The sequence below is a fragment of the Acidilutibacter cellobiosedens genome (genome assembly GCF_004103715.1).
GTDB lineage: Bacteria > Bacillota > Clostridia > Tissierellales > Acidilutibacteraceae > Acidilutibacter > Acidilutibacter cellobiosedens.
Genome location: NZ_CP035282.1, coordinates 1078195 through 1097115, shown reverse-complemented (window position 1 = coordinate 1097115; position 18921 = coordinate 1078195). Strand labels below are relative to the sequence as shown.

At 34.5% G+C, this 18921-nt stretch carries 16 protein-coding genes and 1 riboswitch; of the genes, 2 read left to right on the top strand and 14 right to left on the bottom strand.

Annotation, left to right across the window (positions count from 1 at the left end; translation table 11 throughout):
* Positions 1-232: 232 nt before the first annotated feature.
* Positions 233-760: a GNAT family N-acetyltransferase gene (locus EQM13_RS05215; protein WP_071140056.1), complete on the top strand. Its 528-nt coding sequence runs from the start codon at positions 233-235 to the stop codon at positions 758-760.
* A gap of 80 nt (positions 761-840) precedes the next feature.
* On the opposite strand, the gene EQM13_RS05210 is transcribed toward EQM13_RS05215, so the two are convergent.
* The 13 genes from EQM13_RS05210 to EQM13_RS18190 form a co-directional block, all read right to left on the bottom strand.
* On the bottom strand, positions 841-1050 hold the full coding sequence (locus tag EQM13_RS05210) for a hypothetical protein (protein WP_071140055.1): 210 nt from the start codon (positions 1048-1050) through the stop codon (positions 841-843).
* A gap of 152 nt (positions 1051-1202) precedes the next feature.
* Positions 1203-1739 carry a hypothetical protein gene (locus EQM13_RS05205; RefSeq protein ID WP_071140054.1) on the bottom strand — a complete coding sequence of 179 codons (537 nt, stop codon included), beginning with the start codon at positions 1737-1739 and terminating at the stop codon, positions 1203-1205.
* 16 nt (positions 1740-1755) lie between these two features.
* Positions 1756-3609, bottom strand: a complete 1854-nt coding sequence (locus EQM13_RS05200; RefSeq protein ID WP_128752138.1) for a magnesium chelatase subunit D family protein — start codon at positions 3607-3609, stop codon at positions 1756-1758.
* 23 nt (positions 3610-3632) lie between these two features.
* Positions 3633-4667 carry an ATP-binding protein gene (locus tag EQM13_RS05195; protein WP_128752137.1) on the bottom strand — a complete coding sequence of 345 codons (1035 nt, stop codon included), beginning with the start codon at positions 4665-4667 and terminating at the stop codon, positions 3633-3635.
* Positions 4668-4686: 19 nt separating this feature from the next.
* The gene (bchH, locus tag EQM13_RS05190; RefSeq protein WP_071140052.1) at positions 4687-8406 is read right to left on the bottom strand and encodes a magnesium chelatase subunit H; all 3720 of its coding nucleotides are present in this window, start codon (positions 8404-8406) and stop codon (positions 4687-4689) included.
* Positions 8407-8525: 119 nt separating this feature from the next.
* Positions 8526-9218, bottom strand: coding sequence for an ABC transporter ATP-binding protein (locus EQM13_RS05185; RefSeq protein WP_200796103.1), 693 nt, complete (start codon positions 9216-9218; stop codon positions 8526-8528).
* A 10-nt stretch (positions 9219-9228) separates the two neighbouring features.
* Positions 9229-10227 carry a FecCD family ABC transporter permease gene (locus tag EQM13_RS05180; RefSeq protein ID WP_071140051.1) on the bottom strand — a complete coding sequence of 333 codons (999 nt, stop codon included), beginning with the start codon at positions 10225-10227 and terminating at the stop codon, positions 9229-9231.
* A complete protein-coding gene (locus tag EQM13_RS05175; protein ID WP_206172814.1) occupies positions 10217-11224 on the bottom strand; it encodes an ABC transporter substrate-binding protein in 1008 nt (335 codons plus the stop codon). Before EQM13_RS05175 ends, EQM13_RS05180 begins: the two co-directional genes overlap by 11 nt.
* A 189-nt stretch (positions 11225-11413) precedes the next feature.
* A riboswitch (cobalamin riboswitch) is annotated at positions 11414-11573 on the bottom strand.
* A gap of 61 nt (positions 11574-11634) precedes the next feature.
* Positions 11635-11934 carry an anti-sigma factor gene (locus EQM13_RS05170; RefSeq protein ID WP_128752135.1) on the bottom strand — a complete coding sequence of 100 codons (300 nt, stop codon included), beginning with the start codon at positions 11932-11934 and terminating at the stop codon, positions 11635-11637.
* Between the two features lie 181 nt (positions 11935-12115).
* On the bottom strand, positions 12116-12958 hold the full coding sequence (gene lipA, locus EQM13_RS05165; protein ID WP_071140049.1) for a lipoyl synthase: 843 nt from the start codon (positions 12956-12958) through the stop codon (positions 12116-12118).
* A gap of 111 nt (positions 12959-13069) precedes the next feature.
* Complete coding sequence (locus EQM13_RS05160; RefSeq protein ID WP_128752134.1) at positions 13070-14239, bottom strand: macrolide family glycosyltransferase; 1170 nt, start codon at positions 14237-14239, stop codon at positions 13070-13072.
* Positions 14240-14399: 160 nt separating this feature from the next.
* Positions 14400-14567, bottom strand: coding sequence for a hypothetical protein (locus EQM13_RS18195; protein ID WP_159429053.1), 168 nt, complete (start codon positions 14565-14567; stop codon positions 14400-14402).
* Between the two features lie 409 nt (positions 14568-14976).
* Positions 14977-15267, bottom strand: coding sequence for a hypothetical protein (locus EQM13_RS18190; protein WP_071140047.1), 291 nt, complete (start codon positions 15265-15267; stop codon positions 14977-14979).
* 1 nt (position 15268) lies between these two features.
* Between EQM13_RS18190 and EQM13_RS05155 the strand changes: the two genes are divergently transcribed.
* The gene (locus EQM13_RS05155) at positions 15269-17059 is read left to right on the top strand and encodes an acyltransferase family protein (RefSeq protein WP_240662995.1); all 1791 of its coding nucleotides are present in this window, start codon (positions 15269-15271) and stop codon (positions 17057-17059) included.
* 169 nt (positions 17060-17228) lie between these two features.
* Here the strand turns inward: EQM13_RS05155 and EQM13_RS05150 are convergent, their stop codons facing one another.
* On the bottom strand, positions 17229-18857 hold the full coding sequence (locus tag EQM13_RS05150) for an amidohydrolase (RefSeq protein ID WP_071140045.1): 1629 nt from the start codon (positions 18855-18857) through the stop codon (positions 17229-17231).
* Between the last annotated feature and the right edge of the window lie 64 nt (positions 18858-18921).

Genomic DNA, 18921 nt, shown 5'->3' with positions numbered 1-18921 from the left:
AAAATATTAAATTTAAGTAAACTTATATATAAAAAAATTTCTATTAAAATACTAATAAACTAAGGAAACCTTTTTTGAGACCCATTTACGCAAAGTATAGATTGCCGAATTGAAGATTTAATCAAAAATTAATTGATGACTTCAGTACTACATAGTATAATATGGTAAGTAATGCACAGACCTGTTATCTCAGTATCAACAAAAAATTAATAAATAAGACGGAGGCTTAATTATGTTAAAAGGAACTAATATAAGAATAAGGCCATTAGAAAAAGAGGATCTTGATTGTTTTTATTTGTGGTTACAGGACCAAACACATCTCGGAGAATTTATGGATATGCAAATGGTGTATAAAGAACAGTTTTTCGAATTATTCAATAAAAGTATAGGGAATCCTTCCAGGTTTTATGCAATCATTGAAGATAAAGAAGGCAAGCCATTAGGCGAAATCAATTTTATAAGAGTTTTGGGCAGTAGTACAACCCTTGAAATTGGTTTACTCATTGCAGAAAAATCGGCAAGAGGAAAAGGAATTGGTACAGAATCTTTAAGACTTTTTGTGAATTATCTTTTTAAGACTCAAAACATTATGAGAATTCAATATAAAACCAGAGTTGACAATATAGGGATGAAAAAGATTGGTGAAAAAATCGGATTTCAGCAGGAGGCAATATTAAAGAAGTATGAATTTGTACAAGGTGATTACAGAGACTTTTACTTAATGGCTATTACGAGAGATAATTGGAAGTTAGATGAATAAAATTAAGAAGTTAGAAACCATAATAAGAGGCTGTCGCATTAGCGGTTGAAAACTGCCGGTGCCCAGCCATGCTTTTCGTTTTAAAGAATGTAGATTAAAACCAGCAGTTTTATGATAAGCTCAGAATTTTTGGCCGATCTTCCTTCCATAATACTTATCCGTAGTTCAAGTAATTTTGTTATAAAACTTAAATCTATGGAATTATTTATTAATTTTAGTATATGATTTTGAGGTATTTTATTATATAATATTGAGTAGATGCTTAACTGATTATTTTTGTCTTTAAGCATAGTAAATCCTCCTTTTTGGTATGGTTTCTTATCAATTCCATTATACTAAATTAAGGAGGATTTTGCTTTTCATATTTAATTGATTCTAACTATCTTACATATTATTACATCGTTTTTCAGTGATCTCAAACCGTCCCCTTGTGCTGCCCATGTTATTGTAAAACAGCTTCTTCTATTGTCGAACCGTATTTTTCCTTGAAATAATCCTGAAGAGATTTTATCTCTTCTGCTGCTTTTTCTGCGGCAGAGTCCCATCTGCCCGAACTCTTCATTTTTTCGGTAACATCATTATGGTCCCCGTCTTCCACTTTTGATAGCTCATCTTTTTCTAAATCATAATAGTAGTAATATGCCGTTCCCATTGCGGAAACATAATAATATTTTTCTACAGTATTTGTTGAATAATCAAATTTGTAATAATCTTTAGTTTCATTTCCCTTTAAATCGGTCTTTACAAAATCGGCATAACCGTCTTCACCCTTTTTAATCGATATATTTAGGCCTGATTCTTCAAAAGGACTGTTTTTCAAGTCCAAGTACACTAAAAGACCGTCTTTCTCCTCAAACTTTGATTCCTTTGGGGTATTATCTGCAGGTACATTACTCTGCTCATTCTCATTTTTATTCCCGCAGCCTGACATTATACCCATTGCTAATACAACTATCAATAATAATATACTTTTTTTCATACCATTTTCCTCCTTTTTATCTATTTATATCAAGCAAACTTTTTATACTTGCATTAATATCCGTCTTTGATATTTGACTGATTTTTATATATTCGCTGTCCATCTTTTTTGCTAATTCCTTTGCAAACCCATATTCAATATAGTTTCTTTCCGTATCGATTACCATAGTTTTAATGCCTTCATTCCTTATTTTTTCTCCCATGATAAAGGCATCTTCCAAAGCATTTTCCGATTTCAGAGGAACATTTGCCTTCCCGTCGGAAACTATAATAAGATATTGCAAAGAATCGGGATTTTTTATCTTATCTGCTTTAAGAACCTGATATGCGCTGTAAAGCCCTGCGGCTAAGGGTGTTTTCCCTCCCGTAGGCAATTTTTTGAGGCATTTTTCGGCTAAGTCCACACTTCTTGTAATATTCAATAGTACTTCTGCCTTATCTTTTCTGAAGGCAATAACGCCAATATTGTCCCTCTTCTGATACGCATCTTTTAATAATGAAAGCACCGCTCCCTTTACAGCTCCCATCCTTCTCTTTGCTCCCATAGAGCCGCTTGCATCTACCGTAAATAAAATCGTTGCCCCTGTATGTTTCTCTCTGACCTTTTCTCGTATATCCTGAGACTTTATGCATATAGCCATCCCCTTTTTATCCCTGTTTCTCTGATTACAGGCCGCTACCCTAAGAGTGGCATCAAAAGCTATATCCTTTACTTTTCCCTTAGGCATCTTGTACTTTACATATCTTCCTTTACTGCTATCCGTCTTTACTTTGGCTCTCTTTCCCGAACCTTTATTGCTGAATTTTTTTCCGAAGTCCATATTAATATTTATCTTTTGCTTTCCGCCTACAATGTCCTCTATACTTTCTTTTATTCCTTCTTTTTTAGTATCTGAAGTCATATTTTCTTCTTCAGGTAAAGGTTTCTGAACTGTATCGCTATCCTCCCTCGGAGAATTTTCGGTATTGTTTCTTTCCATTCTATTATCATCCATAGATGTTTCTGACTCTTCAAGAGGTGTCAATTCTCTTATTCTATGAGGCAGTACATAAGATGCTGCTTCTTTAATATCATCTTCCATTATTCTATTTCTTTGATTAAAAGCCGCTATAGCTTTGGCGGTTTCAATTAATATTATATCTGCCCTGTGTCCCAAACAATTCCCCTGCTTTGCCAGGCCCACTGCAAATCCGTAATCCTCATCCTCTACTTTAATCCTCTTTATTATTTCTTTGCCCATATCAATTATTTCTTTTATCTTTATATCTTTCTTTTCCCATTTTAAACAAAATTTCTTAGGGTTCTTTTCATATTCCAACCGCCTTCTAATAATTTCTGTTCTATTCTCTACATTTGTTTCTCCTTTAGCTTCCACATACAAACCGAACTTGTCCAACAACTGAGGTCTTAAAAGACCTTCTTCTGGGTTCATGGAACCTACCAATATAAATTTTGAAGGATGGCTATATGATATTCCCTCCCGTTCTACTACATTAATTCCGGTGGATAAAACTTCTAAAAGTATATTTACGATATGCTCGCTTAATAAGTTTATTTCGTCAACATACAATATCTGATTATGGGCTTTATATAGAATTCCCTTTTCAAATGTTTTTTGCCCATCATTTACGGCCTTTTTTATGTCTATACTTCCCACAAGCCTATCTTCGGTAATATTTAAAGGCAGCTCCACTACATCCATAGAATCAATTATATTTGAAAATCCTCTTACCAATGTAGACTTAGCTGTCCCCTTTTCTCCGCTTATAAGAACCCCGCCTATGTTCGGATTAATTATATTCAGTATCAAAGCCCTTTTAATCCTATCCTGACCCAATACCGCCGAAAAAGGAAAACAATTGCTAAACATAGTTAAACCTCATTCCTTTCCGTTTACAACACCGATTTTTCAATAATATCATTGATTCTGTCAAAATCAATGACTCCCTCCTCGAATGGTTTTTTTCTCATTCTATGGGGAAGGGACAGCTTTGCGGCTATAAAAAGATCTTCTTTATCTACCTTTGTATCTCCTCTGTAAGCAGTATTGGTTACTGCTGCCTTCATAAAAGTTATATCCGCCCTATGACCGTCTACTTTCATGGCTATGGCAATTTCTGCTGCAACACTTAAGCATCCTTCCGAATAAACCACATCATTTAATATTTTCTTCGCATTTTCCATCCGACCGGCCAATTCTTTCTGTTCATTTTCATATTCTTTTACGAATTTTTTGGGATCTGCCTCGAAACTAAGTCTTCGTTTAATTACTTCAACCCGTGAATCAACATCTCTTTCACCCCGTACATCCACCACAAGTCCAAACCTGTCTATGAGCTGAGGCCGCAAATCCCCTTCTTCAGGATTCATGGTTCCTATCAGGACAAATCTTGAGGGGTGAGTATAGGAGATTCCTTCTCTTTCAATGGAGTTAACCCCCATAGCTGCTGCGTCTAACAGTACATCAACCACATGGTCATCCAAAAGATTTACCTCATCTACATATAAAATATTTCTGTTGGCTTCCGCCAAGATTCCCGGTTCAAATCTTTTCTCTCCTTTTTTTATTGCCTGCTCTATATCCAATGTCCCCACAACCCTGTCTTCCGTGGCACTGACGGGGAGGTTAATCACTCTCATTTTCCCTTTTTTGATTTTTCCGGTTTCTTTGTTGAAATTAGCCCTGCAGTTTTCGCACCAAAAGCTATCATCATTAGGGTCACAGGAAAAAATACAGTCTGCTATTTGTTCCCTCTCAGGAAGAATATCCGCCAGTGCTCTTACTGCCGTAGATTTTGCTGTTCCTTTCTCCCCTCTTATCAGAACCCCATTTAAACGAGGATTTATAATATTTAATATCAAAGCCTTCTTCATATCTTCTTGTCCCACTATAGCAGAAAAAGGATATATCAACCCGTTGTTTTCCATATATATTTGCATCCTTTCTTTATAAATTCTCTTCAATATTGCCCTCAAGTTCCAAATAGAGCTCTTTAATCTTGTCTATCTTTTCTTTATCCGCCTTCCAATATCCTCTGTTGTAATACTCCGTCATCTGCTCAAGTATATCCATATAAGCGAAGGGATTATTCTCAATAAGCCTTTTCCTAAGTTCTTCATTATCCACATAGGAATCATACATATCCTCATAAATCCACTCTTCCACACTATTTGTAGTTGCCGCAAGGCCTAAAACATTTTCAAATCTGTCGGCAATTTTCTGAACGCCGTGATATTTGTGCTCGAGCATTCCGTCAATCCATTTTGGGTTTAATACCCTTGTCCTTATTCCTCTTTCTATGGATTTCTCCACACTTTCGCTGAGAACCCTGTCCCCTGTCGTATCGGTTATATACATTTTGGCTTTTTGCCCCTTTACCATTTCCACTGATTTCGATAATCCTCCGAAGTATTCGTAATAATGATCCAAATCCGTAATTTCATATTCATGATTGCTTCTTATTTGAGAAATAATCTCTACGGTTTTCAGGTTTTCTTCATAAAGCCCTTCTACTCTTTTACCATGAACCTTTCCGTTATACACATGTTGCAGACTGTCTATATAAGCTTTCCCCAACTGTTCTTCTTTTTCCCAATTTTTTGTTTCTATTATCTTGGTTATTCCCGTACCGTAGCTTCCTTCCTTAGGGCCGAATACCCTGGAAATAGCCAGTTCTTTTGCTTCCTCTTCATCATAGCCTTTATCAAGAAGCTTTTTGTATATTCTTTTTGAATTCCTTTTGAAATAATTTTCCTCATCACTTTCGTCCGATTTCCAAAGCCTTTCAAATATCTCATTAAGGCTTACTATCAAATTCGGAAACATGTCTCTGAAAAAACCGCATATATTTATTGTTACATCTATTCTGGGCCTTTCCAGTTCTTCAATGGGAATAATGTCATATTTTGGATCCCATTCATTGCTGCTCTCCGAAACCCTGACCCCCAGATAGGCTAAAATCTGGGAAAAAGTTTCTCCCTGGGTCCTCGAAGTTTCGAGCCCCCACAGCACCACGGCAGTAGATAAGGGATAGGAATTCTCTTCTTTTTTATAAGCATCGAGAGTATTCAAACATATCTTTTCCCCTCTCTTATATGCAATTTTAGTGGGTATAAGCCTGGGATCAAATTGATACAGATTATATCCTGAAGGCAATATTTCAGGATGCCTGTATATATCTCCCGCCAACTTTGCAGGATTATACTTTCCCTCCAATACCCTCATCAAGCCTTCCATTTCATAATTTTTTTGAGATGATTCAATAATTGTACACCCGTATTCCAAGGATTTTATAAATTCATCTTTATTATTTTCATTTATATATTTTGACTTTTTCAGCTTTCTATTTTCAAAATAATAATCAATAATTTTTTCTGCTTCTTCATCAATCTCTCTTATAGTCTCATACTGATCATTATCTAAGAGAGCATCTAAACTACATCCGTTAGCTCTTGTAATTAATTCCCTGATGCTTAAAATGCCGTTTCTGTTGTACCTCAGCAGACCTTTTGCATATTCCCTCGCTTCTTCAGGGGTATACCCTTTCCCGAATATATGGAGTCCCTTCGGTATGAGGCTTTTCTTCATTCTGTATAATTCTCCTTCTATATTATCGAGGTTCTTCGGCATATTAAGTTTTTCAGCCAGCTCCCATATACTTGATAATATATCATCGCTGCTTTGGGGAGCTAATGATAAAGACTGATGATAATTGTCTATCATTGATATTAATCCCGCAAATTCTCCGTAAAGTTCCCCTTGTACAAATACCGGCGGCTGATAACTTATTATATTTGCATAGGATCTTCTTTTAGCAATGGTCGACTCAGAGGGATTACCGCAATAATATAAATATATATGAGGAATATCCGATAGAAGCTTGTCCGGATAACAATTTCCGCTCATACCGCATTCCTTTCCTTTTAAAAATTCCAAGGTGCCGTGGGTTCCCACATGAATGATTGCATCTGCTTTGAATTCGTCTTTAATCCATTTATAGAAACCCGAATACTGATGATGGGGAGGCAAGGTTTTATCATGATATACTTTTTCAATTTCTTCATGTACTCCTCTCGTGGGCTGCAATCCTATAAATATATTCCCTTCAATTATCCCGGGAATCAAAAACTCATTATTATCGTTGACCATTATACTGCCGGGTGACGGTCCCCATTCCTTTATTATGTCTTCATAATCAGAACTTTTCTTTAATTCTTCTCTATATTTTTTATCCGGATATTTAATCATTTTTTCCCAACTATCACTGTATTTCCCTGAATTAACTATACCCCCGGCAGTAAATATCCCCATGAGTTCTTCTTTAGTGAGAGGATTTACTTTATAACCTTTATCTTTTAGATTTTTCAATATATTTTCAACAGATGAAAATGTATCTAAAAATGCTCCTCCGAATATATTACTTTCTCCAGGAGGATAATTATAGCATATAATAGCTATCCTTTTATCTTTATTTTCTTTTTTTCTAAGATTGATATATGACCTGATTCTGGATATCAATTTGTCTACTCTTTCTTCTATTATCACAAGTTCATCGGTTCTAATATCAAATTCCATGTCATATCTTGGCTCTGTCATAGCCCCGACAGGATATGTTTCGATACATCCGTCTAATTCCGGCAGCATAACGGAAATCATCATTTCTGATGTGCTGCAGCCCTGTATTGATTCTTCCCATTCCTTAATCCTTCTTCTTGACATAAAATAAGGATGAAAATACGGGACATCTGCTTTTTTTAGCAGATCTATACCTGCTTGAGGTTCTCCGCCCATGGGACCTGCTCCAAGCCTGAAGGACATGAAGTTCAGTATTATATCCACAGATGTTTTGGTGGATTTTAATATCACATCTTTAATCTTCTTTTCATTCTTTGTAAATGCTCCTGAAATTGCAATAGGAATGACATTTGCAAATTTCTCAATTCTTTTTTTGATTTCTCCGACACAGGACGATGTATCTACAGGATATTTATGGCCGTAGAAAAGAATCGCTACTGTGGGTTTTTTAATATCAAAGGGAAAGTCCTTTTCATACTCTTCATAATTTTTATAAAATCTCATAGTCTCAGGATTACATATACCAACTTCTTCTACTTCCCTCGGTTCCAGCAGTCTCGGTATTTCATTTATATTTCCATAATCCCTCAACATGAGGTAAAGCATATTGAGAATATTTGACTTATCCGCTACCTTAAAATATTTCAGTATACTAAAATAATTTTTCATATCCCTCATCTTGCCCGGCATTATTTTGCCGAGCGTTTCCGCCGTACTCTTCATCTTTTCAATGGCAGCCATATTCATTTTCTTTTTGTTTTTCCCGTCTGTCATGCCCTTCATAGTAAAACTTCCGAGACGCATATACTCTCTTGCGGAACTTCCGTAAGGAACTATATTCCCATTGCAGCTTTCAAGACCTATATATACGCTTTTCGCTATACTTGAAGGGCTTCCCATTAAATCTACAAAAACCAAATGGCTGTTTTTAATATCTTCTGCCATTTTTTTGGATTTTTCATCATTCATCTCTTCTTTTCCGTAATAAAGATTTAAATCAAGAATATTAGGATATTGTCGGTTTATCTCCTTCCCTGCTTCAATTAAGGATTTAATTCCAGGGGTTGATACAGTTATAAAAGTAATCTTCACCATAGGACCTCCCTATACTTTCTAAATGCATTCTTTCGCATAAAATCTCGGTTTTTTCGTATCTTCATCCATTGTTATTTCGGCTTTAACTTTAAAGACTTCTTCAATTGCTCCGCTTTTTAATATAATCCAGGGATCTCCTTTTGCGTATATTGGTGATCGTCAATTATAATGAGTTCGTTTGAATATCTGACCGCATGATTTATATCATGGAGTACCATGACTATAGTTATTTCTTCTTCCTTATTTAGCTTCGTTATGAGATCCATTATCTCTAATTGGTTACATATATCAAGATAAGTAGTAGGTTCATCCAGCAGAAGTATCTCCGGCTTTTGTGCAACAGACATAGCAATCCACACCCTTTGCATTTCTCCTCCTGAAAGGGTATTAATTCTTCTGTTCTGAAGCTTTATCACTCCCGTCTTCTCCATTGCCCATTGAACTATTTCACTATCTTTTCCGTCAACGGTCTCCCACCAATTTTTATAAGCATATCGCCCATATTGAACTAATCTTTTTACAGTTACATCGTTCATCGTATTATTATTTTGATTTAATATGGCTATCTTTTTAGCTACATCTTTGTTTTTCATTTTGAATATATTCTCTCCATTTAAAAAAATCTTTCCCTTTTTAGGTTTTATACTTCTGTTAATGGTCCGTATTAAAGTAGTCTTTCCACAGCCATTTGGACCAATAATAGAATAGACCTTCCCTTTTTCTATCTGTAAATTTATATCCGTTAAAACATCTTTATTTTTATAGCTTACGCTTAAACCCTCAATTGATAATATAATATTCTTATTCATCTTTAGCCTTTTACTCCCTTCTTAGCAAGAATAAAAAGAAAGGAACTCCCAGTACCGCCATTACAATTCCTACCGGTATCTCCATGGGGCTTAAAACAGTTCTTGCAAAAGTATCGCTTAGCATTAGGAGTACAGAGCCAAATAAAGCAGTTGCAGGAAACATGTATCTATAATCGTTCCCAATAACTAACCTTATACTGTGAGGCACTATAAGCCCTACAAATCCTAAAAGTCCCACAACACTTACTGCACTTGCCGCAAGAAAAGCGGCTAAAGCCGTAAATCCAAATCTTGTTGCTTCAACATTTAAGCCAATACCCCGTGCAACATCGTCCCCCAATATCAAAATATTAAGTTTGTCCGCAAATATATTTGCTAAAACAAAACCAATTATAGTGTAAGGTAAAATAGTCCAAACTTCCGGCCAGCTTCTTGATGATAAACTTCCATTCATAAAATTCAATGCTCCATGGACCCGATCACTATAAAAGACCAATATTCCTGAAATCCCTGCGGCAAAAAGAGACGATACAGCTACTCCTGCTAATACTACCCTTATAGTTTTTATGCCGCCTTTCCAGGATAAAAGATATATTATGGAGGCAGCCAACATGGCTCCCATAAAAGCTGCAATAGTCACCATTTTTATATACTGGGGAAAAACGACCAATACAATAATTCCAAATAGTCCTGCTCCGCTGCTTATACCGATTATGCTGGGATCAGCTAAGGGATTCTTCATTACCCCTTGTAAAATAGCACCTGACAGAGCAAGATTTATTCCTACCAAAGCTGCCAATATCATTCTTGGAAGCCTGATATTCCAAATTACCATTCTCTCTGGACTTCCGTCATCCTTAGAAATAACTTCAAATATCCGCTTCACCTCTACCTCAAGAGTTCCTTTTGTAAGCCCTAATATAAAAGATATAAAGAAGAGCATCGCTAAGATAGCAATAACAGTTATTTTAAATCCCTTTTTGTCCCTGAGAGAAATATCATTTTCCATCCTGATGAGTCACCTCTCCATATATTTCCGGATATATACTCTTTGCCATATATTCTATTGCTTCACTATAATAAGGACCTGCATTATATAAGAAATACTGTTGGGGAAGATAAATAACTCGTCCCTCTTGAACGGCTTTTACTCCCTTCCATACGGGGTTACTCTTAAATTCCTCTTCCATAGTCTTTTTGGCCTCTTCGTCATCAGATATCATACTTGTAACCAGAACATAATCAGGATTCTTTTTCACTATGTATTCCACATCCAACGGAGTAGTTTCCGAGCCTATAGTATCGGGAGGCAAATCGGATGCAATATTGTCAAGTTTTAAAATTTTAGCTACATCTCCTGCTATACTATTGTCCAACTTAACAGCAATAGTTTTGGCTGTTATATATAATATGACCACGGATTTATTGTCTTTGGGCAGTTTAGATACTATTTCTTCTTTCTTATTCTTTAGAGCTTCTATCTTTGCTTCAGCTGATTTTTCATTTCCCAGTATCTTGCCGAAGGCATTATAAGTTGCTATTACATCATCATAGCTTCTTATATTAGTAGTAATCACCTTAAACCCAATATCCCTTAATTTATCCGCCTGTGTCCCTTGAGTGCCGGCCTGAGCTATAATTAAATCCGGTTTAAGGGATACTACGGATTCCATATCTATGGAATATACAGGCCCTATCTGTGGAAGATCGTTTATTTCCTTCTTATATTCGGATATCAATTTTAAATTATCTGTTATATTAGACGTACATATGGATTTTCCCCCCAAATCGTACCATATATTTAAGGGGGTGCCTGATAAAACAGCTACCTTTTCCGGTTTCTTTTCTAAGATAGTTTCTTTCTTGAGAAAATCCTTTATCTTTAACGGATAATTATTTCCCTCTACAGTTATGGGAAGGTCTTGAGTATTGCTCAACCCGCCTGTCTCAGTAGTTTTAGTACACCCCGAAACGCTAAATATCAACATAATCACAACTAATGGCAACAATATCCTTTTATAGAACTTCACCTTTTTCATCCTCTCTTTTTATAAAAAAATAAGAACTTCATTAAAGCAATAATCATGGCTAATGAAGTTCTTATAAGCTTATTAAATAATCTTTATTATATAAAATTCAATAAAGCAAAAATTCTTCTAAAATAATAATCAGCTTTCTCCATCCACCGTAGAGTTATTTCTGCTAATAAATAGGTAGGTTTTCTGACTTAAGATTCATCATCTTTTCTGTCTTCCCAGTTTCCCAGTGACATTTAGAAAAGACTCTTCCTTTACAGCGGCGGGACCGTGAGGGATTTTCACCCTGCTTCCCTAGCCCTATTCATTCTTATATTCAATTCTCATCTATTATATTAAATATAGTGATATCAATTGTCAAGACAAATTTTACTTTGCCATCAACGTCTGCGCCAAGCAGCTCTTACGCCAAACACCACTAATCCTATCATCACCAGGATACCAATTAGCGCAGCGCCGGGTGCGTCATCGGTTTCCCCAATGTAAATGCCGGCAATGCCAATCAATATCCCGATGACAAAGAGACAGGCAGCGATACACCAGGCCTTGCGCCTAACTTTCTTCAAAAAGTCTACCTCTTTATCCGTCGTTGGCGGCAGCGGTATATTGACAGGAGATTTCATCTTTTCATAGTCCGAGCGGCAATCGTCACATTCCTTTAAATGCTGTTCGACCTCCATTTGTACACGCTTTGGGCGTATTCTTTGTATATTTCTTCAATGCGGGCACCCACTACCTCGCCTCCTTTTAATTGATTCTGCTTATATATCCCAAAAACGAATGTTTCGTTACAGAGGGAAAAAATATTTTGAACAAAAGCGGAGAGAAATATTTCTGCAGTCTTACCGTCCCCTTCATGTCTTAAAAATTCTCTGCATAGTAAGAACTTCTAACGAGAGGTGCCGATGCCACTCTCTTAAAACCCATGGATAACGCGATTTCTTTATATTCGTAAAATGTTTCAGGAGTAACATATTCCACTACCGGAATATGGGATTTGCTGGGCTGCAAATATTGCCCCAATGTCAGCATGTCACAATCAACTTCTCTTAATCTTCTAAATACATTTATTATCTGTTCTTTAGTTTCACCCAAGCCTAACATCATACCCGATTTAGTCCTCATATTTGGTTTTGTCTTCTTTACATAACCAAGTAATTCTATAGATCTATCGAATACCGCCATAGGTCTAATCTTATAATATAATTCCGGTACTGTTTCTACATTATGATTCAGTATGTTTGGTTCTGAATTTATGATAATATCTATTAATTCCTTATTTCCTTGCATATCAGGTATAAGCAGTTCAATTGTTACCTTTGGGGCAGTCTTTCTTATTTTCTCTACAACTCTTGCAAACTGATTAGCTCCTTGATCTTCCAAATCATCCCTAGTAACAGATGTAATAACGGCATGTTTTAAACCAAGCTTAGCTACAGCCTTAGCTACGTTTTCCGGTTCCATGGGGTTTATTTTTTCGGGCTTTTTCTTAGTTACATTGCAAAAGGTACAGTTTCTGGTACAATTTCTACCTAATATCATAAATGTGGCAGTTCCTCTTTCATAGCACTCCATCCTATTAGGACAATTGGCTTCATTGCATACGGTATTTAAAGAAAGTTCTGAAATCAAAGAGTTTACCTTACCTGATACATTTCCACCTTGTATTTTTACTTTAATCCATTCCGGTTTTTCTAAATGCATTTGTTATTCCTCCGTATTTAAATTTATATCCAGCAGTCCATTAATAAATTCATCTGTTGATAATCCAAGGATATAGTCATTAATATCTAAATTATCCTATTTCAGCCACATCTATTCTTCTGCAATCCTGCCGATAACCTCCGCTGCTTTTTTTGCACCCCCGGATAGTTTAAGGCTTTCTGATAATTTTACGGCATTTTCCTGATAAGAATCATATTCTAGAATCGTCTGCACCGCTTCTTTCATATCTTTGGGGTTATCATTTTTTAAATAAACTCCGGCACCTAAAGTCACAACTCTTTCAGCTACCATGCGTTGTTCTTGATGCTGGGGAAATAATACCATCGGTACGCCATAATATAAGCTTTCGTTAACGCTGTTCATTCCGCTATGTGTTATAAAAACATCTGTATTTTGTAATACTTTTATTTGTTCAACCTTGTTCTTTATTTCAAAATTCTCAGGTATTTCTCCCAACGATGAAATATCCGTGCTTTCGCCTACGGACATGATAACATCAAATTCGCCATCACCAAATGCCATCAAACATTTTTTATAAAATTCATTATTTTTATTGTTTACGGTCCCAAGGGAAATATAGATAAGTTTCTTATCACTATTTCGTGGTCCCGCCAATATATCGGAAACAGAAGGACCCACAAAAAAATATTTATTTGAAAATGTGTTCGCTAACGGTTGAAACTCCTTTGAAGTATACACAATAGTGTATGTTTCATTGTCATTTTGGATGAGAGAAATAAAATTATCAACAGCATATCCATAGTCATTCAATTGTTTAATTTTTTTCTTGATACGATGCATTCCTTTAATCATCCGTACCATTTCCATTAAATTTTGTTTCATCATCTTTGCGGTATATTGGTTAAAAGCAAAGGAAGTGGTAGAGCAAACATATTTTATATTCAGTTTAGCTGCAAATAATTTTCCCCAAAAACACAAAGAATCTGAAACAATACAATCAGGATGAAATTCATTTAGTTCTTTGCAAACTTTCTCGTCTAAGGCTATAGTAGTATCCACTGTCATTTCAATAAGCGCTGCAAAATCCTTTCCTACTTTTTTTTCATCTTCAGCCTTCAGTTCAGGTACATACTTATCACATTCAATATATTTAGCACCTGCTCCTTCTATCTTTTTACGGAACATACTAAAGGAATAGTACCATACTTCATGCCCTCTTTTTGTAAGTTCACGGACCACTTCTATTGTTGGATTGGTGTGTCCATAGGCTGGTATACAAAAAAATACAATTTTACTCATTTCTCTACCTCTTTAAATAATTATTTTAATCTTTCTTCTTATTCTTCACCTTTATAAACTTCTTCTATGAAATTTATTAATATATCCTTACAATCCGATGTTGCTCCATATAATGCCATCAACGAAATACGATTGTTTATTTCAGGCAGGACTTCTCGCCTTAAAACACCAATATAGGAGTCATTCCTAAAGAAAATACCGTAGTCATAAAACGCCCAGGCGGTGTACTCCATCCCGACACCACATCATTTGCAACTATGATACAAACAGTTAATAAGCCTAATGTTCCGATTAATGATAAAACCCCTCCAATAACAACTTTCTTCATCTTATACCGAACTCCTCTCCCATTAATATCAAACAATATAAGTTTATAACCTCATAATTAAAAGATAACTTTTTTCTCCGAATTATAAATTAAAAGTGCTAAAGTAATAAATGCTACTAATTTTTTATTAAAATCATTTATTACAAAATGTTACAAAGTTTGATATCATTGATTTAAATTCAATTATAACTTATTTACTTTTATATAATCAATATCCATCGAAAATAATTCCTCAATTACTTTTATTTATCTCAAAATATATCTTATAAAAAATTATAATTTTATCAACATTATTTCTAATGATATTTTCATCATAAACGCCGTTTTCACAAACCATTTTGTTAAACATTTTCTCAGCCCTCTTCCATCTATATGACTTTGGAAAACCATCCGCTAATTACCAATGAAATTAAATATATAAACTGATAATATATAAATATACATTATATTTCTTTATCTTGGCTTTAATTTCTTCTGAATTTTCGAAGAACATATTCGGTATCTCAGTAGTAAACTGCTGTAATTCTTTAGATATTCCACATTTTTTTGTTATCTCATCCATGTTTACAGATGAAGCAATAATATTTGTAACTATATTGTAATCTTTATATAACTTATTTGAAACCTTTTTTAAACCATAGACTAATATACTTAAGTTAGAGGTTATAATTAATATTATAGGAAGTAGAGGAGATTTCATATTGAACACTATACACAATCGTCGTTACATAACAGGATTAGATGGACTTCGCGCCTTTGCAATTTTATCTGTAGTTTTTTATCACTTCACCTTTAGTTGGGCTAAAGGTGGTTTTTTAGGAGTTGATATCTTTTTTGTCCTATCTGGTTATTTAGTAACCTCTAAAATTTTATTAACAGGAGAAAATTTTAAAGTAAAAACTTTTTGGAAAGATCGTCTTTGCAGAATATTACCATCTGCTTATTTAATGATTATAGTCACTGTCTTATGGGTAATACTTTTTAACCATAGACTTTTGACAAGCCTCTTAGGAGATGCAATGTCTTCTATTTCATATACAACTAATTGGTGGTTTATTTTTCACAAGATTTCTTACTTTGATAGCTTTGGCTCACCATCTCCCTTGAAACATATGTGGTTTTTGGCAGTACAGGAGCAATTCTATATTTTATGGCCATTTATACTTATAATAGGACTAAAAATCACTAAAAAAATCGGCAAGTTTTCACGTATAGTTTTTATTGGAGCTTTGCTTTCAGCAACTTTGATGGGTATACTTTATGATCCAACTGCCGACCCAAGCCGTGTATATTATGGCACAGATACTCGTGCTTTTGAATTATTAATAGGAAGCTTTTTAGCAACTGTTTTGGCAAACAAGAAACATTTCACTAAGGAAGTTTCTCCGAAACAAAAAAATGAGTTAAAACTCATAAGCATTATTTCTTTTTCTATCTTTATTTTTAGTGTCATATTTATAGATGAATATAATTCCTTTTTATACAGAGGCGGATTATTTCTGTTTAGTTTAAACACGGCTTTACTTATAGCATGTGTTTGTCATCCACAAGGAATTTTAGGTCCTATACTTTCGTGGAAACCTATGCGCTGGATTGGTACAAGATCCTATGAAATATACCTTTGGCATTATCCTATTATGGTCTTAAGTACCCCTATTTATGAAATAGGAAACCCATCATACTTACGTGTCTTTTTTCAACTAATTATTACATGTATTATTGCAGAATTCTCATATCGTTTTATAGAGCTGCCAATACGAAAATTTGGGTTTCGAGAATATTGCCATTACTTAATCTCAGCAAAAAAAACTACCACTATAATATCATTTTTAGTGATCATGTCCCTTGCTATTGGTATTACCAGTATGGCAAAAATAAAATCAAACTTAGAAAAGGCCGAAGCATATTCATCCGAAATAAATACAGCTCAAACTCCCGAAAAAAAAGCTTCTAATAAAAACCTCAATAAAAAGGATATAAAAGTATCTACTGAAAATGATGAAAAAACCTCATCAGCAGAAAATGGAACTTATAAGGATATATTAGCTATTGGAGATTCTATTATATTAGATATTGCTCCAAGCCTTAACGAAAAATATAATAACATTACAATCGACGGAAAAATTGGAAGGCAAATGTCGGAAGCAGCAACCTTAGCTGCTAAGTATACCACATTTAATGATTCTGATAAAGCGGTTATCATTGAATTAGGAACAAATGGCTATTTTACAAATAAACAAATTGATAAATTGCTTGATTCTTTCTCAAAATCACATATCTTTTTAATAAATATTCGTGTGCCACGTTCCTGGGAAAGCAAGGTCAACAAAATCTTAAAAGAAAAAGCTGAAGAACGGGAAAATGTGACATTAATTGACTGGTATTCTACGGCTTCTAAACATCCTGAGTACTTTGACCAAGATGGTGTACATTTAAATTCCAAAGGAGTTGAATCCTTAGAAAGCCTTATTATCGAGAACCTAAAAATATAATAATATTTTACAGTACCAGGTATATTTATTATATATATAGCTTTTACAGCAATTATCTTCCTTTAATTTATAATCCTCAGCTTTTCCTACTGTTTTGCCCTGTGTATCGATATTTTTGTAGATGGATTTATTGAATCCATCCGAAGCATTTCTTATTATCCTAATATACCTAAATCTTTTCGATATCGAATACTAACTTACCATCAATAAAAGTTTTCAAGACCTTAACATTCTTAATATTTTCAGGTTCAATTTCATATATATTTTCTGATAATACAACAAAATCGGCTAATTTCCCAATTTCTATTGAACCTTTAATATCTTCGCTGAAAGAAGAATATGCAGCATCAATAGTAAATCCATGAAGTGCTTCATCAACTGTCAATTTTTCTTCCGGAAACCATCCTCCATTTGGGAAGCCATTTAAATCCTTTCTGGTTACTGCCGAATATATACCAAGCATTGTATCAGGCAGCTCAACGGGACTATCCGAACCCAATGCCACTTTTATGCCTTCGTTCAATAATGTCTTCCAATTGTATGAATTAGTAATTCTGCTTGGCCCAAGCCTAGATTCAGCCATATGAATATCATAGTTTAAGAATATAGGTTGCACATTAGCAACAATGTTCAATTTCTTAAATTTTTTCAGCAGCCTGTCATTGGTAACCTGACAATGCACAATATTGCTTCTTAAATCTCTTTTCTTATATTCTTCCGGTAATTTTTCCAAAGCATCAATAACCATATTTATGGATTTATCTCCTATAGCATGGGAAGCAATTTGCAATCCGGATTCAGTTGCAGTTAAAATCAAATTATCCAGTTCATTTTGTGTGTATTGCGGTATCCCGAAAGTAGAATTGTCATCGCTGTACGGTTCCGATAAATAAGCCGTTCTGGTTCCTAAATTCCCATCAGTTAATATTTTTAGCTGTCCGATTTTAAAATGATCATCGCCAATCCCGGTCTTATATCCTTTAGAAGCAAATTCCTTAATATATTCTAAGGTTGGAAGCAGGCATTGTTCATAGACTCTGATTTTTAGTTCACCGTCTCTGTTCATTTCAGTATACGAATCAATAACATTCTGCCACTCTATTCCCGGTAGCATAAAATCATCAGTGCATAAAGAAGTAATACCTCTTGATAATACATAGTTTGATGCAAGCTTTATATATTCTTTAAACCTATCTTTAGATACCTTAGGCAGCTTAGAGTATACCAACTTCATTGCACTCTCTCTGCAAATACCTGTTGGAACACTATTCTGGTCTATATCAAAAATTCCATTATTTATCTCATGATTTTCCTTGTTGATCCCAATTTCATCCAAAACATTACTGTTTACGACACACATATGATAACATCCTCTGGTTAAACAAATATTATGTTCTTTTGAAATTTTATCTAAGTCATATCTGTTAGGAAGTCTTTTAACATTAAAATAGTCTTCATTCCATCCCTTTCCGATTACCCAGTCTCCTTTCGGAATTTTCTTTGAAGAAATATAATCCTTAACTTTATTAATTAATTCCTCTATTGATTTTGTCCCTACTAAATTACATTCATACAGATTTGAACCAAACATGGCTAAATGCATGTGGCTATCTATAAAACCCGGTAATATGGTTTTCCCATCTGCATCAATTACAAGGCTGCTTTTATTTATTAATTCTGAAATCTCTTTATTAGATCCTATATTCTTAAATATTCCATCTTCAATAAATAATGCTTCTGCTTTTGGATTTCTTTTATTCATTGTATAAATATTTCCGTTTAATATAATTAAATTCATATACACTCACCTTTTATTTTATATTTACTTAGAATAGCTTAATCTGATTGTCTTAGCTTTTAAA

What these genes read in the sequence shown, in the direction of transcription:
- EQM13_RS05215 (WP_071140056.1), top strand. Translation starts at nt 233, where the DNA reads ATGTTAAAAGGAACTAATATAAGAATAAGGCCATTAGAAAAAGAGGAT.
- EQM13_RS05210 (WP_071140055.1), bottom strand. Translation starts at nt 1,050, where the DNA reads ATGCTTAAAGACAAAAATAATCAGTTAAGCATCTACTCAATATTATAT.
- EQM13_RS05205 (WP_071140054.1), bottom strand. Translation starts at nt 1,739, where the DNA reads ATGAAAAAAAGTATATTATTATTGATAGTTGTATTAGCAATGGGTATA.
- EQM13_RS05200 (WP_128752138.1), bottom strand. Translation starts at nt 3,609, where the DNA reads ATGTTTAGCAATTGTTTTCCTTTTTCGGCGGTATTGGGTCAGGATAGG.
- EQM13_RS05195 (WP_128752137.1), bottom strand. Translation starts at nt 4,667, where the DNA reads ATGGAAAACAACGGGTTGATATATCCTTTTTCTGCTATAGTGGGACAA.
- EQM13_RS05185 (WP_200796103.1), bottom strand. Translation starts at nt 9,218, where the DNA reads ATGAATAAGAATATTATATTATCAATTGAGGGTTTAAGCGTAAGCTAT.
- EQM13_RS05180 (WP_071140051.1), bottom strand. Translation starts at nt 10,227, where the DNA reads ATGGAAAATGATATTTCTCTCAGGGACAAAAAGGGATTTAAAATAACT.
- EQM13_RS05170 (WP_128752135.1), bottom strand. Translation starts at nt 11,934, where the DNA reads ATGGAGGTCGAACAGCATTTAAAGGAATGTGACGATTGCCGCTCGGAC.
- lipA (WP_071140049.1), bottom strand. Translation starts at nt 12,958, where the DNA reads ATGCATTTAGAAAAACCGGAATGGATTAAAGTAAAAATACAAGGTGGA.
- EQM13_RS05160 (WP_128752134.1), bottom strand. Translation starts at nt 14,239, where the DNA reads ATGAGTAAAATTGTATTTTTTTGTATACCAGCCTATGGACACACCAAT.
- EQM13_RS18195 (WP_159429053.1), bottom strand. Translation starts at nt 14,567, where the DNA reads ATGAAGAAAGTTGTTATTGGAGGGGTTTTATCATTAATCGGAACATTA.
- EQM13_RS18190 (WP_071140047.1), bottom strand. Translation starts at nt 15,267, where the DNA reads ATGAAATCTCCTCTACTTCCTATAATATTAATTATAACCTCTAACTTA.
- EQM13_RS05150 (WP_071140045.1), bottom strand. Translation starts at nt 18,857, where the DNA reads ATGAATTTAATTATATTAAACGGAAATATTTATACAATGAATAAAAGA.